Here is a 17,507-nt window from a genome sequence, read left to right as displayed (position 1 = left end):
CTTCCCATGAAATATATCGTTACATTCAGTGTAGCGACGCCAGCCGAAAGTATGAATTTTTGTCTTCCTGCGTATGAGAACCCTGCACCCGGACCGGCACCGGCGGTTATTGAATCCCTCCGCCCAGCGACTGCCACAGCGTAATACGGTTTTCAAAGTCGGTCTGCTGCAGGGCAATCAATGATGCCCGTGCCGACCACAGGGCGCGCTGCGCGGTGAGAACGGTCAGGTAATCACCCGCCCCCACCTGATAGCTGCGCGTTGCCACATCCAGCGTTTTTTGCTCTGCCGCCACGTATTCACGTTGCGCATCAAGCTCTTCACTCAGGGTTTCGCGGCGCGCCAGCGCATCGGCTACATCTTTGAACGCGCTCTGGATGGTTTTCTCATAGGTGGCAATCAGCCCTTTTTTCTCCGCTTCGGCATAGCGCAGTTGCGCCATGTTATTGCCGCCGCTGAACAGCGGCAGGGAGATGGACGGCGCGAACGACCAGACCTTCATGCCGTGGCTGAACAATGACGAGAGCGAATCGCTGCCGACCCCGGCGCTGGCGGTAAGCGAAATCGTCGGGAAGAAGTTGGCGCGCGCAGCACCGATGTTGGCATTGGCGCTCAACAGGTTATGTTCAGCCTCCTGAATATCCGGGCGACGCAGCAGCGTGGCGGAGCTAACGCCCGCCGGGATCAGGGTGATGGCGTTATCGCTCAGGCTCTCCAGCGTACCGGGTAGCAGGTTTTCCGGTACCGTCTCGCCCGCCAGCAAATTCAGGGCGTTTTTGTCCTGCATCACCAGCGTCTGATAGCTGGCGACGCTGGCGCGGGCCTGCTGATAAACCGCCATTGCTTCGCTGACATCCGTTGCGGCGGCGACCCCGACGTCCTGCTGACGCTGCACAATCTTGAGCGAGTTCGCTGCGCTCTCCTGAGTGGATTTAGCCAGCGCCAGATTGCTGTTATCTGCCGCCAGAGTAATCCAGGCGGTGGTCAGCTCGCTGACCATTGTCAGGCGCGTGTTCTGCGCCGTGAACTCGCTGGCAAGCCAGGTTTCACGCGCGGCGCGCGAGAGGCTCTGGTTACGACCGAACAGATCCAGCTCGAAGCTGGAGACGGTGCCGTTAGCCTCATCGCTGGTGCTCACGCCGCTGGCCAGCGTGCGGCTGCGGGTATGGCTCAGGCTGGCATCCACCGACGGGAACAGAGACGAGCGCGTCTCACCATACTGGGCGCGGGCGGCGTCGATATCAGCAATCGCTTTTTGCACATCGCGGTTGCTGGTGAGTGCCATTGTTACCACCCTGTTCAGGCGGTGATCGTTCATCACCTGCTGCCACTGGCTGACTACGGCGGTGGCTTCGCCGTGGGTGCCCGGCAACGTGGCCGGGACGGGCGCGTCAGGACGCTGATAGGTAGGGTCTAACGAAACACAGCCTGCGCTCAGCAGTGCCAACACTAAAACAGATACACGAAACATTATGACCTCCGGTTTGCGTGCTTACCGGAGAAGAGACGTTTCACCAGTACGAAGAATAATGGAACAAAGAAGATGGCCAGCAGCGTTGCCGCGAGCGTCCCGCCGATGATGCCGGTCCCAATCGCCACGCGGCTGTTGGCGCCTGCACCGGTGGCGACGGCCAGCGGTGTTACCCCGGCGATAAACGCCAGCGACGTCATGATGATCGGACGCAGTCGCGTCTGAGCCGCACGCAGCGCGGCACGCGTCAGGGAGTAACCTTCCGCGACTCTCGCCTCCGCAAACTCAACGATCAAAATGGCGTTTTTCGACGACAGGCCGATGGTGGTCAGCAATGCCACCTGAAAATAGACGTCGTTGCTCAGCCCGCGCAGCGAGGCGGCCAGCGCCGCACCCAGCACCCCAAGCGGGATCACCAGAATGACTGAAATCGGCACCGACCAGCTCTCATACAGCGCGGCCAGGCACAGGAATACCACCAGGATGGAGAGGGCATACAAGCTCATTGCCTGGCCGCTCGCCAGTTTCTCCTGTAACGACAACCCGCTCCACGCCCAGGTTGTGCCGGCCGGCAGGTTGTTCGCCAGCTGTTCCATCCGGGTCATCGCCGTACCGGAGCTGGCACCACTGGCGTTCTCGCCCTGAATTTCATAGGCCGCCGAGCCGTTGTAGCGCACCAGACTCTCCGGGCCATATTCCCAGCGCGTGGTGGCGAAAGCGGAGAACGGTGTCATGGTGCTGTCGCTGCCGCGTACGTACCATTTGTTGAGATCGGAAGGCACGGCGCGGTAATCGCTGTCTCCCTGGATGTAGACCTTTTTCACGCGGCCCCGATCGATAAAGTCATTCACGTAGGTTCCGCCCCAGGCGCTGGAGAGGGTATCGGTGACGTCGCTCAGGGAAAGCCCCAGCGATACGGCTTTGTTGTTGTCGATATCCACCTGCAGCTGCGGCATCTGCGGCAAATCATTGGCGCGAACAGCATGCAGGGAGGTGTCCTGATTCGCCTGGCCGATCAGCTGATTACGCATCTTCAGCAACGTGTCGCGATCGGTGCTGCCGCTGGCCATGAGCTCGAAGGTAAAACCGTTGCTCTGGCCGAGGCCGTCTACGGCCGGGGGCGTCATGGCAAAGACGGTGGCATCGCGAAGGGAGCCGAGTTCCTGAGTGGCGCGCAGGGCAATCGCCTGAGCGGTGTTCTCATCGCCTTTACGCTCGGACCAGTTTTTCAGGGAGACAAACGCCATCCCGGCATTCTGGCCGCTGCCGCTAAAGCTAAAGCCCTCGACCGTAAAAATCACATCGGTGTTGGCTTTCTCTTTAGTGAGGAACCATTCGCGAACCTGACGACTGATCTCCGCGGTACGTACCGCTGTCGCACCGGCAGGCAGGGTGTACTGCACCATGATTTCACCCTGGTCCTCCGTGGGCAGGAAGCTGCCGGGCAGCTTCAGCATTGCCACGGCCATCGCGCCACAGAGCAGGGCGTAGACCACCAGCATGCCCGCGGAGCGGCGCAGCGCGCGCAGGACTTTATTCTGGTAGCCATGCTCGGTCTTACTGTAGAAGCGGTTAAACGCGCCGAAGAACCCTTTTTTGTGAGGAGGCGTATGGCGCAGTACCGAGCCGCAGAGCGCGGGTGTCAGGGTCAGCGCCACCACCACCGAGAGGAGCATCGCTGAGATAATGGTGACCGAAAACTGGCGGTAGATGACGCCGGTTGAGCCGCCGAAGAAGGCCATCGGCAGAAACACGGCGGAAAGCACCAGCGCAATGGCGACCAGCGCACCGGAAATTTCGCCCATCGATTTTTCGGTGGCTTCGCGGGCGGGCAGACCTTCATCGCGCATAATGCGCTCGACGTTTTCCACTACCACGATGGCGTCATCGACCAGCAGACCTATCGCCAGCACCATCGCAAACAGCGTCAGGGTATTGATGGAATAACCGAACAGCGCCAGCACACCAAAGGTGCCTAACAGAACCACCGGCACCGCCAGCGCGGGGATGAGCGTGGCGCGAATGTTCTGCAGAAACAGATACATCACCACTACCACGAGGATAATGGCCTCAAACAGCGTCTGAATCACATCTTCCACCGAGATCTTAATGAACTCGGTGCTGTCTTTCGGATAGGCCACATCATAGCCTTCCGGCATTGCCCGTTTGAATTCGGCAATTTTATCTTTCACCGCGGTGGCGGTATTGAGCGCATTCGCGCCCGGCGAGAGCATCACCGCCATACCGGCTGCCGGGTGGCCATTCAGCCTGGCGGTAGCCGTGTAATCCTCGCTGCCCATCTCCACGCGCGCCACGTCGCCGATACGCACCACTGCGCCGCTGGACTGGCTCTTAAGGATGATATTTTTAAACTGATCGACCGTCTGCAGGCGCGACTGGGCACGCACGGTGGCGGTCAACTGCTGGGTACCAGACGCGGGTAAAGCGCCGATTTTACCGGCGGAAACTTGCACGTTCTGCGCTTCAATGGCGCTCTGAACGTCGGATGGCATCAGCGAGTACGACGCCAGCTTTGCCGGGTCAAGCCAGATGCGCATGGCGTATTCCGCACCAAACACCTGCAGGCTGCCGACGCCTTCTACGCGTGCCAGCGGATCCTGCATATTACTCACCAGCCAGTCGGCGATATCCGAACTGCTGGCATGGTCGGTTTTATCGTACACGCCCATGATCAGCAGGAAGTTACTCTGCGATTTTTGCACCGTAATGCCGGCCTGCTGTACCTCGGTCGGCAAGCGCGACTCGGCCTGCTGAACTTTGTTCTGCACCTGAACCTGCGCGGTATCCGGGTCGGTTCCCTGTTCGAACGTGACGGTGATGCTTACCGAGCCGTCCGAACTGCTGGTGGAGGTAAAATAGAGCAGGTTATCCAGCCCGGTCAGCTGTTGCTCAATGACCTGGGTGACGCTGTTTTCCAGAGTCTGTGCCGACGCGCCAGTGTAGGTGGCAGAGATTTTGATCGACGGCGGGGCGACGTCGGGATACTGCGCGACGGGCAGGGTACGGATCGCCAGCACCCCGGCGAGCATAATCAGAATAGCAATCACCCAGGCAAAAACCGGGCGACGCACGAAGAAGCGGGAAAACATCAGGCGTTTCCTCCCGCGGTTTTCATCTCTTCGGCGTTAACTTGCTGACCGGCGGTCACTTTATCGGTGCCTTCCACAATCAGCTTATCGCCAGCCTTCAGTCCACTCAGCACCAGCCATTTGTCGCCGTAGGTGTCACCCGTTTCCAGCTGACGTTGTTCCACCTTATTGCCGGCCCCCACCACCAGCGCGGTGGCGTTGCCTTTGGCATCACGGGTAATTCCCTGCTGCGGGGCGAGGATGGCCTCGCTCATTACCCCTTCATCCACTCTGGCGCGAACAAACATCCCGGGCAGAAGCTGATGCTGCGGGTTGGGGAAGACAGCGCGCAATGTGACCGACCCGGTGGATTCGTCCACTGCCACTTCAGTCAGGGCCAGACGGCCTTTTTCCTGATAGGTGCTGCCATCTTCAAGGATCAACGACACGCTCAATGTCTCGCTGTTGCTGGCAAGCGTTTGTTTGCGTAATCGCAGAAGATCGGCGCTGGAGCGGGTTAAATCGACGTACATATTGTCCAGGCCGCGAATGGTGGCGAGTGCGGTCTCTTGCTGGGCAGTGACCAGTGCGCCGGGGGTGACCGAAGAGATGCCAATACGTCCGGCAATCGGGGCGGTCACCGTGGTCCAGTTGAGGTTAATGCGCGCGCTTTCCTGGGCTGCTTTTTTCGACTCCACGCTGGCCTTGTCCTGCGCGCAGGTGGACTTTGCATCTTCGGCATCCTGACGCGATACGCCGTCGTCTTTCACCAGTTGTGTATAGCGTTGAGCTTTCTGGCAATCGGCCTGCACCAGCGCCTGCGCCTGTTTCAGGGCTGCGGCGGCCTCATCGTAGGCGGCGCGGTAGCTGGAAGGGTCAATTTGATACAGCGCCTGTCCGGCTTGCACGGTATCGCCTTCGGTAAAGAGCCGTTTCTGAATAATGCCGCCCACCTGAGGACGCACTTCCGCGCTCATGGCGGCCGTGGTGCGTCCGGTCAGTTCACTGACCACGGAAACGGGTTGGCTCAGGAGCGTAACAATCCCCACTTGCGGGAGGGGATGTTGAGGAGCAGATGTTTGTGCATTATCGCACCCCGTCAGGAGGAATAATGCTGCGATGGAGGTTGTTATGGCTTTCATAATTTTTTCCAGGGTGAACGATGCCTGCCCTGTTAATGGCTTAACAAGGAAGGGGGCTATTTAAAGGCACAGCGATACCGCATCTCCGGCAGAGCCGGAAATGTTAATAAGGGAATAACGTCTTCCCGCTAATTATTCACATGCGATTACTTCGCAGAGAAAAGCATATTTAAAATATTTTGATAAAGAGGCTCTAATTGTTCAGAGGGTACGTTTAAGGGTGTCAGTCGACGGTAAATAGACCCCTCAATCATTACCGCGGTAATCTCCACGCAGCAGCGAATATGATCATCACTCAGGTGGGGAAACTGTTTTTTCAGGTGTGCGCAGGCATTAGCAAACATCCGCTTTTCCGCTTCGACCAGCATGGCCGCCACCTGGGGATTGCGCGTGGCTTCAGCCGACATCTCAAGCATCAGCGCATCGTCATCTTCATTCAGGGTCTGTCGCCAGGCGAGCGCCTGAGGCATCCCCTCGACCAGCGTTTTACCCTGAATCTCTTCGATGCGTGAGTCGATGATACGGCGAATCATCTCTTCAATAATCGCATCTTTGTTACTGAAATAACGGTAGATTTGCCCGACGCTGAGCTTTGCCTCACTGGCGATCTGCGACATGCTGGCCGCATGAAAACCGCTGGCGCGAAAGCACTGACGCGCGGCAGCGATGATGTCGTCCTGACGCTGCTTTTGGCGTTCTTCCAGTTTTGTGCTCATCGTCGGTTACCCTATAAAAGTGAGAATGATCGTTCTCATTATACGTTTCAGGCGCGTATTGGAAAGACTTTTTTTAAGTACTTATTGAATGAATATTTCAATGTTTAAAGAATGGAGAAAAAAAGGAGTTTTGATGAAGGAAAGGCTGTGCAATATTAAGATTGCACAGAAAATAAGGAGAAAAATATGCATCTGAGCACGACGGATAACGTCACACACGATGAAAAAGAAGAATTATTAACAGGGCTTCGCGCCTACAACGGACAATTTTTAGATCTCTCAAACTTTAGCGGCGACATTGGCGTTTATGTGCGAGACGATAAGGGCGTGATGCTGGGCGGGTTAATTGGCGTGCGCAAAGGCGACTGGCTAAACATCGATTTTCTGTGGGTCAGCGACACCGTGCGTGGATCGGGCGTCGGCAGCCAGCTTATCAAAACGGCAGAAGACGAAGCCCGACGCAAAGGCTGCACCCATGCGCTGGTGGATACGGTCAGCTTCCAGGCACGTCCATTCTATGAAAAGCAGGGCTATCAGCTGCAGATGTCGTTGCCGGATTACCCGTACCCGGGTATGCAAAGGCATTATCTGACCAAATCCCTTTAACCGCCGATGCCGTTGCCCATCACGGCCAGCGCATGACGCACAATGATCTCTGGCGAGAGGGCGTGTAGCCTCTCGTCGTTGCGCATTCTTGAGAACGGCACCAGCACCAGGCTTAGCAGCGTGGTGAACAGCAGTTCTGGCGCGAGTGCCCGGTTCAGTTGCCCTTCCTGCTGCCAGCGTTTAAGGGTGGCGAGTGTTGCTTGGTATTTGTCGTCACCGAACCGCGCGTGCAGATGCGTGCGCAGTACAGGCATCTCCCCGATGACCTCCTGCATCCACAGCGGGGCAAACCAGCGGTGCTGCTCCGCCAGCTCGGCCAGTACCTTCACCATTTGCGTTAATGCGTTGACCGGCGAGTCGGGGTTTTCGGCGAAAATTGCGCCGATCCGGTTACGTAAGGGCAGGAAGCGCTCCTCAATCATCGCGTCGAGCAATTGTTCTCGTGAATTGAAGTAGTAATGCAGCATCGCTGGCGTTACGCCCGCTTCTTTGGCGATGGCGTTCAGCGAGGTTTGAGCGATTCCCTGGCGGGAAAAGAGGCTCAACGCAATATCCAGCAGCTGTTCGCGGCTGGCGGTTGCCCGCTTTCCGCCGCGTGGTCGACCGGGGCGGCGCGGTTCAGAATTGTCCTTATGTGCTGGCATAGTCGCAGGATCTCTTGATCTTATTCATCACTTACTTAAATATTAATTATCCAGTTAATTAATTTCAAGCGATCTCTTATGGAGTCCGACGTAATGACTCAACCTGCGCAAAACGCGCCGTCGATAAAGCTGCTGTTCAGCGCGCTGCTGCTGGTGATGCTGCTTTCGGCGCTGGACCAGACGATTGTTTCCACGGCGTTGCCCACCATCGTTGGGGAATTGGGTGGCCTGGATAAGCTCTCCTGGGTGGTGACGGCCTATATCCTCAGCTCGACCATTGTGGTACCGCTGTACGGAAAATTCGGCGATCTGTTTGGGCGTAAAATCGTCCTTCAAATCGCTATTGTGCTGTTTCTGGCAGGGTCGGTGCTCTGCGGTCTGGCGCAAAACATGACCCAACTGGTGCTGATGCGCGGCCTGCAGGGGCTGGGCGGCGGCGGTCTGATGGTCATCAGCATGGCCGCCGTGGCGGACGTTATTCCGCCTGCGGAGCGTGGCCGCTATCAGGGGCTGTTTGGCGGCGTGTTTGGTCTGGCGACGGTGATCGGGCCGCTTATCGGCGGGTTTATCGTGCAGCACGCCTCCTGGCGCTGGATTTTTTATATCAACCTGCCGCTCGGTCTCTTTGCCCTGCTGGTGATAGGCGCGGTGTTCCACGGCAGCGCACGGCGCAACAAGCACGAGATTGATTATCTGGGGGCGATTTACCTCAGCATGGCGCTGCTGTGTATCATCCTGTTTACCACTGAAGGCGGGACGATACGCCAGTGGAACGACCCGCAGCTGTGGTGCATTCTGGCCTTTGGCCTGACGGGTATCGCCGGGTTTATCTATGAGGAGCGTCTGGCCTGGGAGCCGATCATTCCGCTCTCGCTGTTCCGCGATCGCAGCTTTCTGCTCTGCAGCCTGATTGGTTTTATTATCGGGATGTCGCTCTTTGGCTCGGTCACCTTCCTGCCGCTCTATCTGCAGGTTGTGAAAGACGCCACGCCGACTCAGGCCGGTCTGCAACTGATCCCGCTGATGGGCGGACTGCTGCTGACCTCGATCATCAGCGGGCGGATTATCAGCCGTACCGGAAAATACCGTCTGTTCCCGATCGCCGGTACGCTGCTTGGCGTGGTGGGCATGGTGCTGCTGACGCGCATCTCGATCCACTCGCCGATCTGGCAGCTGTACATTTTTACCGGCGTGCTGGGGATGGGTCTGGGGCTGGTCATGCAGGTACTGGTGCTGGCCGTGCAGAACAGCGTCTCTGCCGATCAATACGGGGTAGCGACTTCCGGGGTCACGCTGTTTCGTTCCATTGGCGGGGCCATCGGCGTCGCGCTGTTTGGCGCGGTCTTCACCCACGTTTTGCAATCGGGTCTGATGGACCGTTTACCGCAAGGGGCGGAGTTACCGCATGAGCTCAATCCAGCGGCCATTCATCGGCTGCCAGAGGCCCTGCGGCTCGATTACCTTGATGCGTTTGGCTCAGCCATTCACGCGGTGTTCCTGCTGGCGGCAAGCATTATGGTGCTGGCGTTTGTACTGTCGTGGTTTTTACGTGAAACGCCGTTACGCCGTGCGGGCATGCTCAGGTCGGATCAATAGCGCCCCCGCACATATAACTTATCCGTCTTATTGATGCTTTTTCGTTTTTTAGCCAGCCGTACCGTTGTCGATATAGTCACTGAAACGTTTATCAAAAGGATATGTCTCGTGAAACTTCGATTGGGTGCTCTGGTTCTCGCGGGCCTGCTGCTGGCAGGTTGCGATCAAGGCGGCAGCGATGCCAAACACATCAAAGTCGGCGTGATTAACGGCGCGGAGCAGGACGTGGCGGAAGTCGCTAAAAAAGTGGCGAAAGAGAAATACGGTCTGGATGTGGAACTGGTGGGGTTCAGCGGCTCGCTGTTGCCCAATGATGCCACCAGTCAGGGCGATCTTGATGCCAATGTCTTCCAGCATCGCCCGTTCCTGGCAGAAGATAACAAGGCGCATCACTACAAGCTGGTTGCTGTAGCGAACACCTTTGTTTTCCCGATGGCCGGCTACTCCCGCAAGATAAAATCCGTGTCTGAGCTGAAGGACGGCGCGACCATCGCCATTCCAAACGATCCGACCAACCTTGGCCGCGCACTGCTGCTGTTGCAAAAAGAGAAGCTGATTACCCTGAAGCCTGACGTTGGCCTGCTGCCGACGGCGCTGGATATCACCGCCAATCCGAAGCATTTGAACATCATGGAGCTGGAAGGGGCGCAACTGCCGCGCGTGCTGGATGATCCGAAAGTGGATGTTGCCATTATCAGCACCACCTATCTCCAGCAAACCGGGCTGTCGCCGGTGCATGACAGCGTGTTTATTGAAGATAAAAACTCGCCGTATGTGAACATCGTGGTGACGCGGGAAGACAACAAAGACGCGGAAAACGTGAAGGAATTTATCCAGTCGTATCAGTCGCCGGAAGTTGCGAAGGCCGCAGAGACCCTCTTTAACGGTGGCGCGGTGCCGGGCTGGTAGTCAGGACAAAGGCGTATAACAGGGTGTTATACGCCTTACCGAGTTATTTCAGGTTGGCTTTAAAGAACGAGGCCAGTTTTGCAAACGGGATCAGATCCGTGCGGTCATACAGGTCAACGTGGCCCGCATTCGGCACGATATACAGCTCTTTCGGTTCACCGGCGCGTTTATAGGCGTCTTCGCTAAACTCTTTCGAATGCGCTTTATCACCCGTGATAAACAGCATCGGACGCGGTGAAATGGTTTCGATATCGTTGAACGGGTAGAAGTTCATAAACTTACCGATGCTGCTCATCATCGGTTTCGTCGTCAGCGCCTCTTTCTCGCCCTGTGGCGTGTACCCGCCGCGTTCGGTGCGATAGAAATCGAAGAACTCACGCTGGATAGCCGGCGTAGAATCATCCAGCTTATTTACCGTCCCGGGAATGTAGGCTGTCTCTGCACCCTGATACTCTTTCAGACGCTGCTCAGCGGCAGAGGCAATCATCGCTTTACGCTGTTCAACCGTCACGGAATGGTTGAGACCGTTGCGGAAGGCGGAGCCCATGTCATACATGCTGACGGTGGCGATCGCTTTCATGCGCGGGTCAATTTTCGCCGCGCTAATAACGAAGCTGCCGCTGCCGCAAATGCCCAGCACCCCGATGCGCTGTGGATCGACAAAAGACTGGGTGCTCAGATAATCCACGGCCGCGCTGAAATCATCGGAATAGATTTCTGGTGAGATCAGATGCCCTGGTTTACCTTCGCTTTCCCCCCAGAATGAGAGATCAATCGCCAGGGTGACAAAGCCCTGTTCCGCGAGCTTTTGCGCATAGAGACTGGCGCTTTGCTCTTTCACCGCGCCCATCGGATGGCCGACCACGATCGCCGGCAGTCTGGCGTTTTTATCCGCCTCTTTTGGCCTATACAGATTGCCGACGACGTTCATCTGATACTGGTTTTTAAAGGTCACCTTCTGCTGCGTAACCTTATCGCTTTTGTAGAAATTATCTGCGCCCCGGGACATATCGGCAGCGCTGGCGGCGAAGGCGCTGACTAACAGCCCGAGCGCCATGGTGAATCTTCTCATGATTAACTCCTGTGAAGTGTGTCGTTGTGTGAGGTGTAAAACGTGAACATGGCAGCGGCGATAAGCAGTACACCGCTGAGTGCAAAGGTGCTTTGCCAGCCGCTGTGGTCAAAGGCCAGGCCACCGAGCGTGGAGCCGAGCGCAATGGAGAGCTGCACCATTGCCACCATCAGTCCGCCACCCGCTTCGGCATTTTCAGGAAGCGTTCTGGCAACCCAGGTCCACCAGCCGACGGGGGCGGCCGTCGCGACCAGTCCCCAGAGGCCGAGCAGGGCGGTGACGGCGGCAAGGTGATGGCCGAAGGCCATCAGTGCCGCGGCAATCAGCGCCATCACCACGGGAATGGCGACCAGCGTGGTGTAAAACCCGCGGCGCAGAAACGTGCCGATCAGCAGGGTGCCGATAAAACCCGCCACGCCAATCACCAGCAGGATTAACGATAACTGCGTCGCGCTGGCGAAAGTCACGGTTTCCAGGAACGGACGCACGTAGGTAAACAGGGCGAACTGCCCCATGAAAAAGACGCCGCACGCGACCATTCCTTTTGCCACCAGAGGGTTTTTCAGCAGGCCGAAGGCGCTGGTGGACGACGCGGTGCGCTTTTCCACGGACATGGAAGGCAGGCTGAACCACTGCCAGATAAACGCGAGCAGGCTGACGGGCACCAGGCAGTAAAAGGCACCGCGCCAGCCGATTGTCGCCCCCAGCCAGCTGCCGAGCGGAGCCGCAACGACGGTCGCCAGGGCGTTGCCACCGTTAAAAATGGCCAGCGCACGTTGAACCTGATGCGGTGGCACAAGGCGAATTGCGGTCGCCGCGGAGAGCGACCAGAAGCCGCCAATGGCCACGCCAAGCAGTGCGCGTCCCAGCATATAAAGGGGATAGCTCTCAGCCACGGCGATAATCAGACCGGAGACGGCCATCAACGCCGTCAGGCCCAGCAGCAGCGATTTGCGGTTAATGCCTCCCGCAAGAGAAGAGAGAAACAGGCTGGTCAATACGGCCAGCGCGCCGGATATCGCGATCCCGAGGCCCGCCAGGCCTTCACTGACGGCGGGATCCCGCGAGACGGGCGTCAGCAGACTTACCGGCATAAATTCTGAGGCGACCAGCGTAAAAGCGCAGAGGGTCATTGCCAGCACGCCGCTCCAGCAGGCACGGGACTGGCGCGCTGATGTTTCGTTCACCATAGCGGACATCGTGTTTACCTTGTTATTCGTTCGGCCAGATTCGGACAAGCCGGGGCCGGGCGCTATTCACGGGAATAACGCATGCAGATGAAAGGTTGGAATGTGGTTGACGTCAGGTCACAGTGAAAATTTTACACGGCGGGTGTATTCTGACTAGCTAATCAATGCTTAATGAGCTTATAAGTTTGGCTTATAAATGAGGGTGTGATGAAGCGTAACCTGAACGATCTTTTTGCTTTTGTCACCGTGGCGCGTGAGGGCAGTTTTACCCGTGCCGCGGCACAGTTGGGCGTGACCCAGCCCGCGTTAAGCCAGGCCATAACCGGGCTGGAGAACCGGATGCAGATCCGCCTGCTGACCCGCACCACCCGCAGCGTTTCCCCCACCGCAGCCGGTGAACGCTTGCTTAACGCGATTGGCAACCGTTTCGATGAAATCGAAGCGGAGCTGGACATGTTGACGGAGCTTCGCGACAAGCCCGCCGGCACGGTGAGGATCACCTGTGGACCCGATGTGTTATCGCGCACCCTGTTGCCTAAGTTGACGCCGCTTTTGCGGCAATACCCCGATATTCACATTGAGTTCGACGCCAATCACGGTTTTCGCGATATCGTTGCCGACCGCTTCGATGCTGGCGTTCGTATGGGAGATACCATCGATAAAGACATGATCGCGTTGCCGATAGGCCCGCAGTTGCGTATGGCCGCGGTCGCCTCGCCGGACTACTTCGCCCGTCATCCTGTTCCGCAAACGCCGCATGAGCTGACGCAGCACCAGTGCATTAACCAGAGGATGATTAAATCCGGCGGGATTTACGTCTGGGATTTTGATCAGGACGGTGGCGATCTGAACGTGCGCGTGAATGGCCAGCTGACCTTTAATACTTCCTGGCATATTGTCGAAGCTGCCCTGGCGGGATTCGGGATTGCTTTCCTGCCCGAAGACGAGTTTGGCGATCATATTGCTGAAGGCCGGTTAATCCGCGTGCTGGAACCCTGGTGTCTGCCCTTCCCGGGGTATTATCTCTACTACCCGAGCCGAAAGCAGCCGTCGCCGGCCTTTTCGCTGGTGGTGGATGCGTTGCGGATGCGATAACGTTGACCCGATTTCATCGATCATCGCCCTGTGGCCCACATTGTTACGCGCGGCATCCAGGCGGCCACGGCAGCTCTCCAGGGACTGGCGGGGGGCTTCAGCCCCGGAACTGGAGGACATCATCGGACACCATGCAGGCATTAATGACGACGCGGCGGCAAAAGCGATTGCCCATGCCATCCTCGGCGGCGTAACCGCCGCCCTTCAGGGCAACAGCGCCGCAGCGGGCGCTGTGGGGGCTGTATCCGGCGAACTGATTGCGACAGCGATTGCCAGACAGCTCTATCCGGACACAGACCCGTCGACGCTGACGGAAGAGCAAAAGCAGACCGTGAGTACGCTGGCATCTGTTTCAGCGGGCATAGCTGGCGGGCTTGCCGGGGAAATACGGCTGGTGCGGCGGCCGGGGCCAGTGCAGGGAAGAATAGTGTTGAGAATAATTTATTCGGCGGTAGTGAAGAGGCTCAGGCAGCGTGGATACGCCAGCACGGCGTCGATATGGCGACCTGTTCCGATAATCCGAGTGGGGCCGCATGTCAGAAAGCAATGAATGAACGTGATGCCGTAGGGGTGGCGCTTGCAACAGGCAGTGTAGCTCTCTTACCCGGTAGCGCTCAGGTCTTATGGGGATTAGGCGCAGGTGCTAATGCTGGTATCAACTATCTAGCTGATGGAACTATAGACCCAACAACAGCTATTATTGGTGGCTGGGTTAATGTGATCAGTGCCGGAAATGGTATTGGAGGAACAGTTGGCTGGAATGCGGCCGGAGGTGCATTAGGAAACTGGCTTGAAGGTAAAGATCCAATATCTGGTGCGTTAGTAAATGGTGCAGGTTCCGTTGTGGGTTATGGCACTGGCAATGGCCTTAAATGGGGAGTTAACGCTGGTGCTAACTGGTGGAAAGGTGGTTGGGATCCCAAGTTTAACACTGACCTAAGACAGTTTACTGAAATAAAAGGGGATTATGGTCTTTCAAAAGAAATGAAACCAAGCAATGTGCCAAGCTCAATTGGTGACATTGGTGGTAGTATTTCTTCAGAAGTTGGAGGTAAATATACAGAGTATAAAATGAAGCAAGTAGGAGATGGTAGATGAAAATACTAAAATATACTCTTCCTCTGGTTTTTTTTATAGTATTTAGTATGGTTTCAATTTTTCTGACAGGGATCGTTTTATATGCATGCGGAGAGGTTTTTTTCTTAGTTTATAAAGGAATACCAATATCTTTTTCACCGAGTATTATTTTGTTTTTAGGTAAAATAAGTATATACATTGGTAGTTTTGCTGGAGTAATGTTATTGATCGCTAATGTGCTAAAAAAATGATAAAAATCGGCAAGTTGTAGCAAAAAATAATGGGCTGGATCTGAGGCATAATTACTGTGATACAACATTTCAGTGTCTTGATTACCCATAAAAAATAAAAATACATATGGTATATTGGTATATCTGAGAAAAGAGTAAAACTAAGATCTCGGTTACTGAACCGGGATCTTAGTCATTCACATATCTTTGGCTGGTCAATACTGACGACGCTCAGCCCTTCAGCCCTTCAGCCCTTCAGCCCTTCAGCCCTTCAGCCCTTCAGCCCTTCAGCCCTTCAGCGCATCCCCGCAGTTCACTGGTGGTTGGTCGAAGGCGTTGTCACTTATTAATCACTCAATTTGATGAAGCAAGAAGACAAAAAACTACCCGAGCCTCTCCACCCTCGTCTCTCCCTCCGCCATCGACAGCTCATACAATGAAAACGACCGCTGTTTCTCAATCAAATTCGCCAGTTCCGGCGAGTGGCTGGTGAGCCAAATTTGTGAGTAGCGGCTGGCCTCGGCGATTAAGCTCGCCAGCGCGGGCAGCATCTGCGGGTGCAGGCTGTTTTCCGGTTCGTTCAACGCGATAAAGGCCGGTGGGCGCGGGCTTAACAGCGCTACCGCCAGGCACAGGAAGCGCAGCGTGCCGTCGGAAAACTCCGCCGGTTCCAGCGGCCTGTTCAGCCCCTCGCGCTGCATCATCATGCGAAAGCGGCCGCCGGTGTTGTCGCTGTAAAACTCGCAGCCGGGGAAGGCCTGATCAAGAATGCGCATCAGCAACATTTCATCGCCAATCTCGACAATGGTCTGAAATGCTGCCGCCAGGTTGGCGCCGTCGCTGGCCAGTACCGGGGAGCGGAAACCGACCTGCGGGGCACGCATCGCCGAGCCGGACGAGACGGAAAATTCATGATAAAAGCGCCAGTTACGCAGGGACTCGCGCATCTGCGACACTTCCGGGTAGAGATGCGGTTCGCCGAGCTGCCCGAACACCGATTCGTTTTCATACAGCGTGCCGCTGTGAGTCACTTTTTCGTGGTGCACGTTGTTGAGAAATACCGCCTGATTCCTGCGCTTCATCAGCTGTGATGAAGGGCGACGGCGCTGACCGGTAAGCCAGATGGACTCTTCTTTAATGACCGGATCGAGCTGAAACTGGGAGGGATAGGGCAATTGCTCGACAAAGCCCACCTGCAGCTCGTACTCGTAAGTGTCCGTTTCCACCGCGAGGTTCATCCGCCGGAGCTGGTCGCTACGGGTCTTACCTGCCCAGAACACCTTCAGAATACCGCCTTCATTTGCCAGCGCCTGGGAGAACTGCCCCTGCGCCGCGCTGTGCATCAGGTGTATCGCCTTGTAGATATTCGATTTCCCGGTACCGTTGGGGCCGAAGACGATATTGAGCGCTTCCAGCTCCAGCGACATGTCGCGAATCGAGCGGTAGTTTTGGATATGCAGGCTTTTGATCACAGGCAGGCTCCTTTTTTGCACTGTAGGCCTGTATATAATTACAGTCTTTAAGGTTAAATGCAAAAAAAGAGACGACAGTGAGGGTGTCGTCTAAACGGGGTACTGCTTTGGGCCTCTGAGGGTCAATGGGGCCTTCGCATTTTTATGATCACTTGACTGCCAGACGCAGACCCAAATCATCAGGATAGGGATCAAAGTAGTTTTGCGTCATCAGATACCGGTCAGGGTATTCGGCCAGGTAGTGCTTCAGCAGCGTGATCGGCGCGAGGATGGGCAACTGCCCGTTACGGTAGTGCAGGATCACGTCGCGAAGTTCGCCGCGCTGGCGGCTGTTGAGCTGGTTACGGAAATACCCCTGAATATGCATCAACACGTTGGTGTGGTTCTTCCGCGAAGCCGGTTTTTTCAGGATGGTCATCAGCTTTTCGCGGTACGCCACAAAGAAGGCGTCCAGATCTTCCCACTCGTGCAGCGTGGCAACGAACGGGCCGATTTCACGATAACCCGCCTGATGGTGCGCCAGCAGCTGAAGTTTGTAGCGGCTGTGGAAGTCCAATAGCGCACGGCGCGTCAGACCCTGGGCGCGCAGTGTGTTCAGTTCATGAAGCGCGAAAACACGCTCAACAAAGTTTTCCCGCAACACCGGATCGTGCAGGCGGCCATCTTCTTCCACGGGTAACCACGGCAGGGTTTCAAGGAGGGTGGCAGTGAACAGCCCGACACCCTCCTTGCGGCCCCGGTTGCCGTTTTCATCATACAGCCGCACGCGTTCCATGCCGCAGCTTGGGGATTTTGCACAGACGATAAATCCCGCCAGATCGCCGATTTTAGGCAGATAATCTGCCGTAAAGTCAGCCATCTTTTGCGTAACGTCTTCGTGCGGGGCGTGGCTAAAACGCATCTGTGTTTCACCGCTGTCCGTCACGATAAGACGCAGTGCAGGGCGTGGCGTCGGCAGGCCAATGGCCATCTCAGGGCAGACGGGCCTGAAATTCACCCACTGGGCCAGTTCGTCCATGACAAAGCCCATACGCTTATGTCCGCCGTCGAAGCGAACGGCGGAACCGGTCAAACATCCGCTAATACCGATTACAGGTTTCATTGTCATGGTGTGTGTCTCCAGTTCGTATATCTAAAACTTACACAACATGAGTAATTTGTCCAAGTATTGGCGGAGTTATTTTTTATTATCCTTTAA

At 56.3% G+C, this 17,507-nt stretch carries 15 protein-coding genes and 1 pseudogene; 6 read left to right on the top strand and 10 right to left on the bottom strand.

Annotated features, from left to right (window positions below; translation table 11 throughout):
- Nucleotides 1-106: 106 nt before the first annotated feature.
- From ACMVME_RS17700 to ACMVME_RS17685, 4 genes are all read right to left on the bottom strand, one after another.
- Nucleotides 107-1,471, bottom strand: coding sequence for an efflux transporter outer membrane subunit (locus ACMVME_RS17700; RefSeq protein WP_063214958.1), 1,365 nt, complete (start codon nucleotides 1,469-1,471; stop codon nucleotides 107-109).
- Nucleotides 1,471-4,581, bottom strand: coding sequence for an efflux RND transporter permease subunit (locus ACMVME_RS17695; protein WP_068795357.1), 3,111 nt, complete (start codon nucleotides 4,579-4,581; stop codon nucleotides 1,471-1,473). The genes ACMVME_RS17700 and ACMVME_RS17695 overlap by 1 nt, the downstream gene beginning before the upstream one ends.
- The gene (locus ACMVME_RS17690) at nucleotides 4,581-5,702 is read right to left on the bottom strand and encodes an efflux RND transporter periplasmic adaptor subunit (protein ID WP_032679304.1); all 1,122 of its coding nucleotides are present in this window, start codon (nucleotides 5,700-5,702) and stop codon (nucleotides 4,581-4,583) included. Before ACMVME_RS17690 ends, ACMVME_RS17695 begins: the two co-directional genes overlap by 1 nt.
- A 146-nt stretch (nucleotides 5,703-5,848) precedes the next feature.
- Nucleotides 5,849-6,418, bottom strand: a complete 570-nt coding sequence (locus ACMVME_RS17685) for a TetR/AcrR family transcriptional regulator (RefSeq protein ID WP_014168015.1) — start codon at nucleotides 6,416-6,418, stop codon at nucleotides 5,849-5,851.
- Between the two features lie 186 nt (nucleotides 6,419-6,604).
- On the opposite strand from ACMVME_RS17685, the gene ACMVME_RS17680 reads away from it, so the two are divergent.
- A complete protein-coding gene (locus ACMVME_RS17680; protein ID WP_014168016.1) occupies nucleotides 6,605-7,024 on the top strand; it encodes a GNAT family N-acetyltransferase in 420 nt (139 codons plus the stop codon).
- Here the strand turns inward: ACMVME_RS17680 and ACMVME_RS17675 are convergent.
- Nucleotides 7,021-7,668 (bottom strand): TetR/AcrR family transcriptional regulator, encoded by a 648-nt coding sequence (locus ACMVME_RS17675; RefSeq protein WP_025206509.1) that lies wholly within the window; start codon nucleotides 7,666-7,668, stop codon nucleotides 7,021-7,023. The two genes, ACMVME_RS17680 and ACMVME_RS17675, sit on opposite strands and share 4 nt — an antisense overlap.
- 78 nt (nucleotides 7,669-7,746) lie before the next feature.
- On the opposite strand from ACMVME_RS17675, the gene ACMVME_RS17670 reads away from it, so the two are divergent.
- The gene (locus tag ACMVME_RS17670) at nucleotides 7,747-9,264 is read left to right on the top strand and encodes an MDR family MFS transporter (RefSeq protein ID WP_068795356.1); all 1,518 of its coding nucleotides are present in this window, start codon (nucleotides 7,747-7,749) and stop codon (nucleotides 9,262-9,264) included.
- A gap of 108 nt (nucleotides 9,265-9,372) precedes the next feature.
- Nucleotides 9,373-10,173, top strand: coding sequence for a lipoprotein NlpA (nlpA, locus tag ACMVME_RS17665; protein WP_020882712.1), 801 nt, complete (start codon nucleotides 9,373-9,375; stop codon nucleotides 10,171-10,173).
- Nucleotides 10,174-10,216: 43 nt separating this feature from the next.
- Here the strand turns inward: nlpA and ACMVME_RS17660 are convergent, their stop codons facing one another.
- Both ACMVME_RS17660 and ACMVME_RS17655 read right to left on the bottom strand, forming a co-directional pair.
- The gene (locus ACMVME_RS17660) at nucleotides 10,217-11,245 is read right to left on the bottom strand and encodes an alpha/beta hydrolase (RefSeq protein ID WP_032679306.1); all 1,029 of its coding nucleotides are present in this window, start codon (nucleotides 11,243-11,245) and stop codon (nucleotides 10,217-10,219) included.
- A gap of 2 nt (nucleotides 11,246-11,247) precedes the next feature.
- A complete protein-coding gene (locus ACMVME_RS17655; RefSeq protein WP_414743463.1) occupies nucleotides 11,248-12,444 on the bottom strand; it encodes an MFS transporter in 1,197 nt (398 codons plus the stop codon).
- Nucleotides 12,445-12,642: 198 nt separating this feature from the next.
- Between ACMVME_RS17655 and ACMVME_RS17650 the strand changes: the two genes are divergently transcribed.
- The 3 genes and pseudogenes from ACMVME_RS17650 (at nucleotide 12,643) to ACMVME_RS17640 (ending at nucleotide 14,628) form a co-directional block, all read left to right on the top strand.
- On the top strand, nucleotides 12,643-13,530 hold the full coding sequence (locus tag ACMVME_RS17650) for a LysR family transcriptional regulator (RefSeq protein ID WP_020882709.1): 888 nt from the start codon (nucleotides 12,643-12,645) through the stop codon (nucleotides 13,528-13,530).
- 48 nt (nucleotides 13,531-13,578) lie between these two features.
- Nucleotides 13,579-13,971 (top strand): annotated as a pseudogene (locus tag ACMVME_RS17645) (VENN motif pre-toxin domain-containing protein); the annotation flags it as partial.
- Between the two features lie 105 nt (nucleotides 13,972-14,076).
- Nucleotides 14,077-14,628 carry an adhesin gene (locus tag ACMVME_RS17640; protein ID WP_251858954.1) on the top strand — a complete coding sequence of 184 codons (552 nt, stop codon included), beginning with the start codon at nucleotides 14,077-14,079 and terminating at the stop codon, nucleotides 14,626-14,628.
- 109 nt (nucleotides 14,629-14,737) lie between these two features.
- Here the strand turns inward: ACMVME_RS17640 and ACMVME_RS17635 are convergent, their stop codons facing one another.
- The 3 genes from ACMVME_RS17635 to ACMVME_RS17625 all read right to left on the bottom strand — a co-directional run bounded on the left by ACMVME_RS17635 (nucleotide 14,738) and on the right by ACMVME_RS17625 (nucleotide 17,417).
- Nucleotides 14,738-14,947 (bottom strand): hypothetical protein, encoded by a 210-nt coding sequence (locus ACMVME_RS17635; protein ID WP_219822380.1) that lies wholly within the window; start codon nucleotides 14,945-14,947, stop codon nucleotides 14,738-14,740.
- 273 nt (nucleotides 14,948-15,220) lie between these two features.
- Entirely contained in the window at nucleotides 15,221-16,309 is a 1,089-nt protein-coding gene (locus ACMVME_RS17630; protein WP_032679311.1) for an AAA family ATPase, read from the bottom strand.
- Between the two features lie 148 nt (nucleotides 16,310-16,457).
- A complete protein-coding gene (locus ACMVME_RS17625) occupies nucleotides 16,458-17,417 on the bottom strand; it encodes a YbgA family protein (protein ID WP_020882705.1) in 960 nt (319 codons plus the stop codon).
- Between the last annotated feature and the right edge of the window lie 90 nt (nucleotides 17,418-17,507).

This window comes from Enterobacter cloacae complex sp. 2024EL-00711, from assembly GCF_047529885.1.
GTDB lineage: Bacteria > Pseudomonadota > Gammaproteobacteria > Enterobacterales > Enterobacteriaceae > Enterobacter > Enterobacter ludwigii.
This window is presented reverse-complemented; position numbering and strand designations above follow the sequence as displayed.

Coding starts and splice junctions, on each gene's coding strand:
- ACMVME_RS17635 (WP_219822380.1), bottom strand. CDS start 14,947: ATGGGTAATCAAGACACTGAAATGTTGTATCACAGTAATTATGCCTCA.
- ACMVME_RS17700 (WP_063214958.1), bottom strand. CDS start 1,471: ATGTTTCGTGTATCTGTTTTAGTGTTGGCACTGCTGAGCGCAGGCTGT.
- ACMVME_RS17625 (WP_020882705.1), bottom strand. CDS start 17,417: ATGACAATGAAACCTGTAATCGGTATTAGCGGATGTTTGACCGGTTCC.
- ACMVME_RS17640 (WP_251858954.1), top strand. CDS start 14,077: ATGAATGAACGTGATGCCGTAGGGGTGGCGCTTGCAACAGGCAGTGTA.
- ACMVME_RS17655 (WP_414743463.1), bottom strand. CDS start 12,444: ATGTCCGCTATGGTGAACGAAACATCAGCGCGCCAGTCCCGTGCCTGC.
- ACMVME_RS17690 (WP_032679304.1), bottom strand. CDS start 5,702: ATGAAAGCCATAACAACCTCCATCGCAGCATTATTCCTCCTGACGGGG.
- ACMVME_RS17680 (WP_014168016.1), top strand. CDS start 6,605: ATGCATCTGAGCACGACGGATAACGTCACACACGATGAAAAAGAAGAA.
- ACMVME_RS17685 (WP_014168015.1), bottom strand. CDS start 6,418: ATGAGCACAAAACTGGAAGAACGCCAAAAGCAGCGTCAGGACGACATC.
- ACMVME_RS17695 (WP_068795357.1), bottom strand. CDS start 4,581: ATGTTTTCCCGCTTCTTCGTGCGTCGCCCGGTTTTTGCCTGGGTGATT.
- ACMVME_RS17670 (WP_068795356.1), top strand. CDS start 7,747: ATGGAGTCCGACGTAATGACTCAACCTGCGCAAAACGCGCCGTCGATA.
- ACMVME_RS17650 (WP_020882709.1), top strand. CDS start 12,643: ATGAAGCGTAACCTGAACGATCTTTTTGCTTTTGTCACCGTGGCGCGT.
- ACMVME_RS17675 (WP_025206509.1), bottom strand. CDS start 7,668: ATGCCAGCACATAAGGACAATTCTGAACCGCGCCGCCCCGGTCGACCA.
- ACMVME_RS17660 (WP_032679306.1), bottom strand. CDS start 11,245: ATGAGAAGATTCACCATGGCGCTCGGGCTGTTAGTCAGCGCCTTCGCC.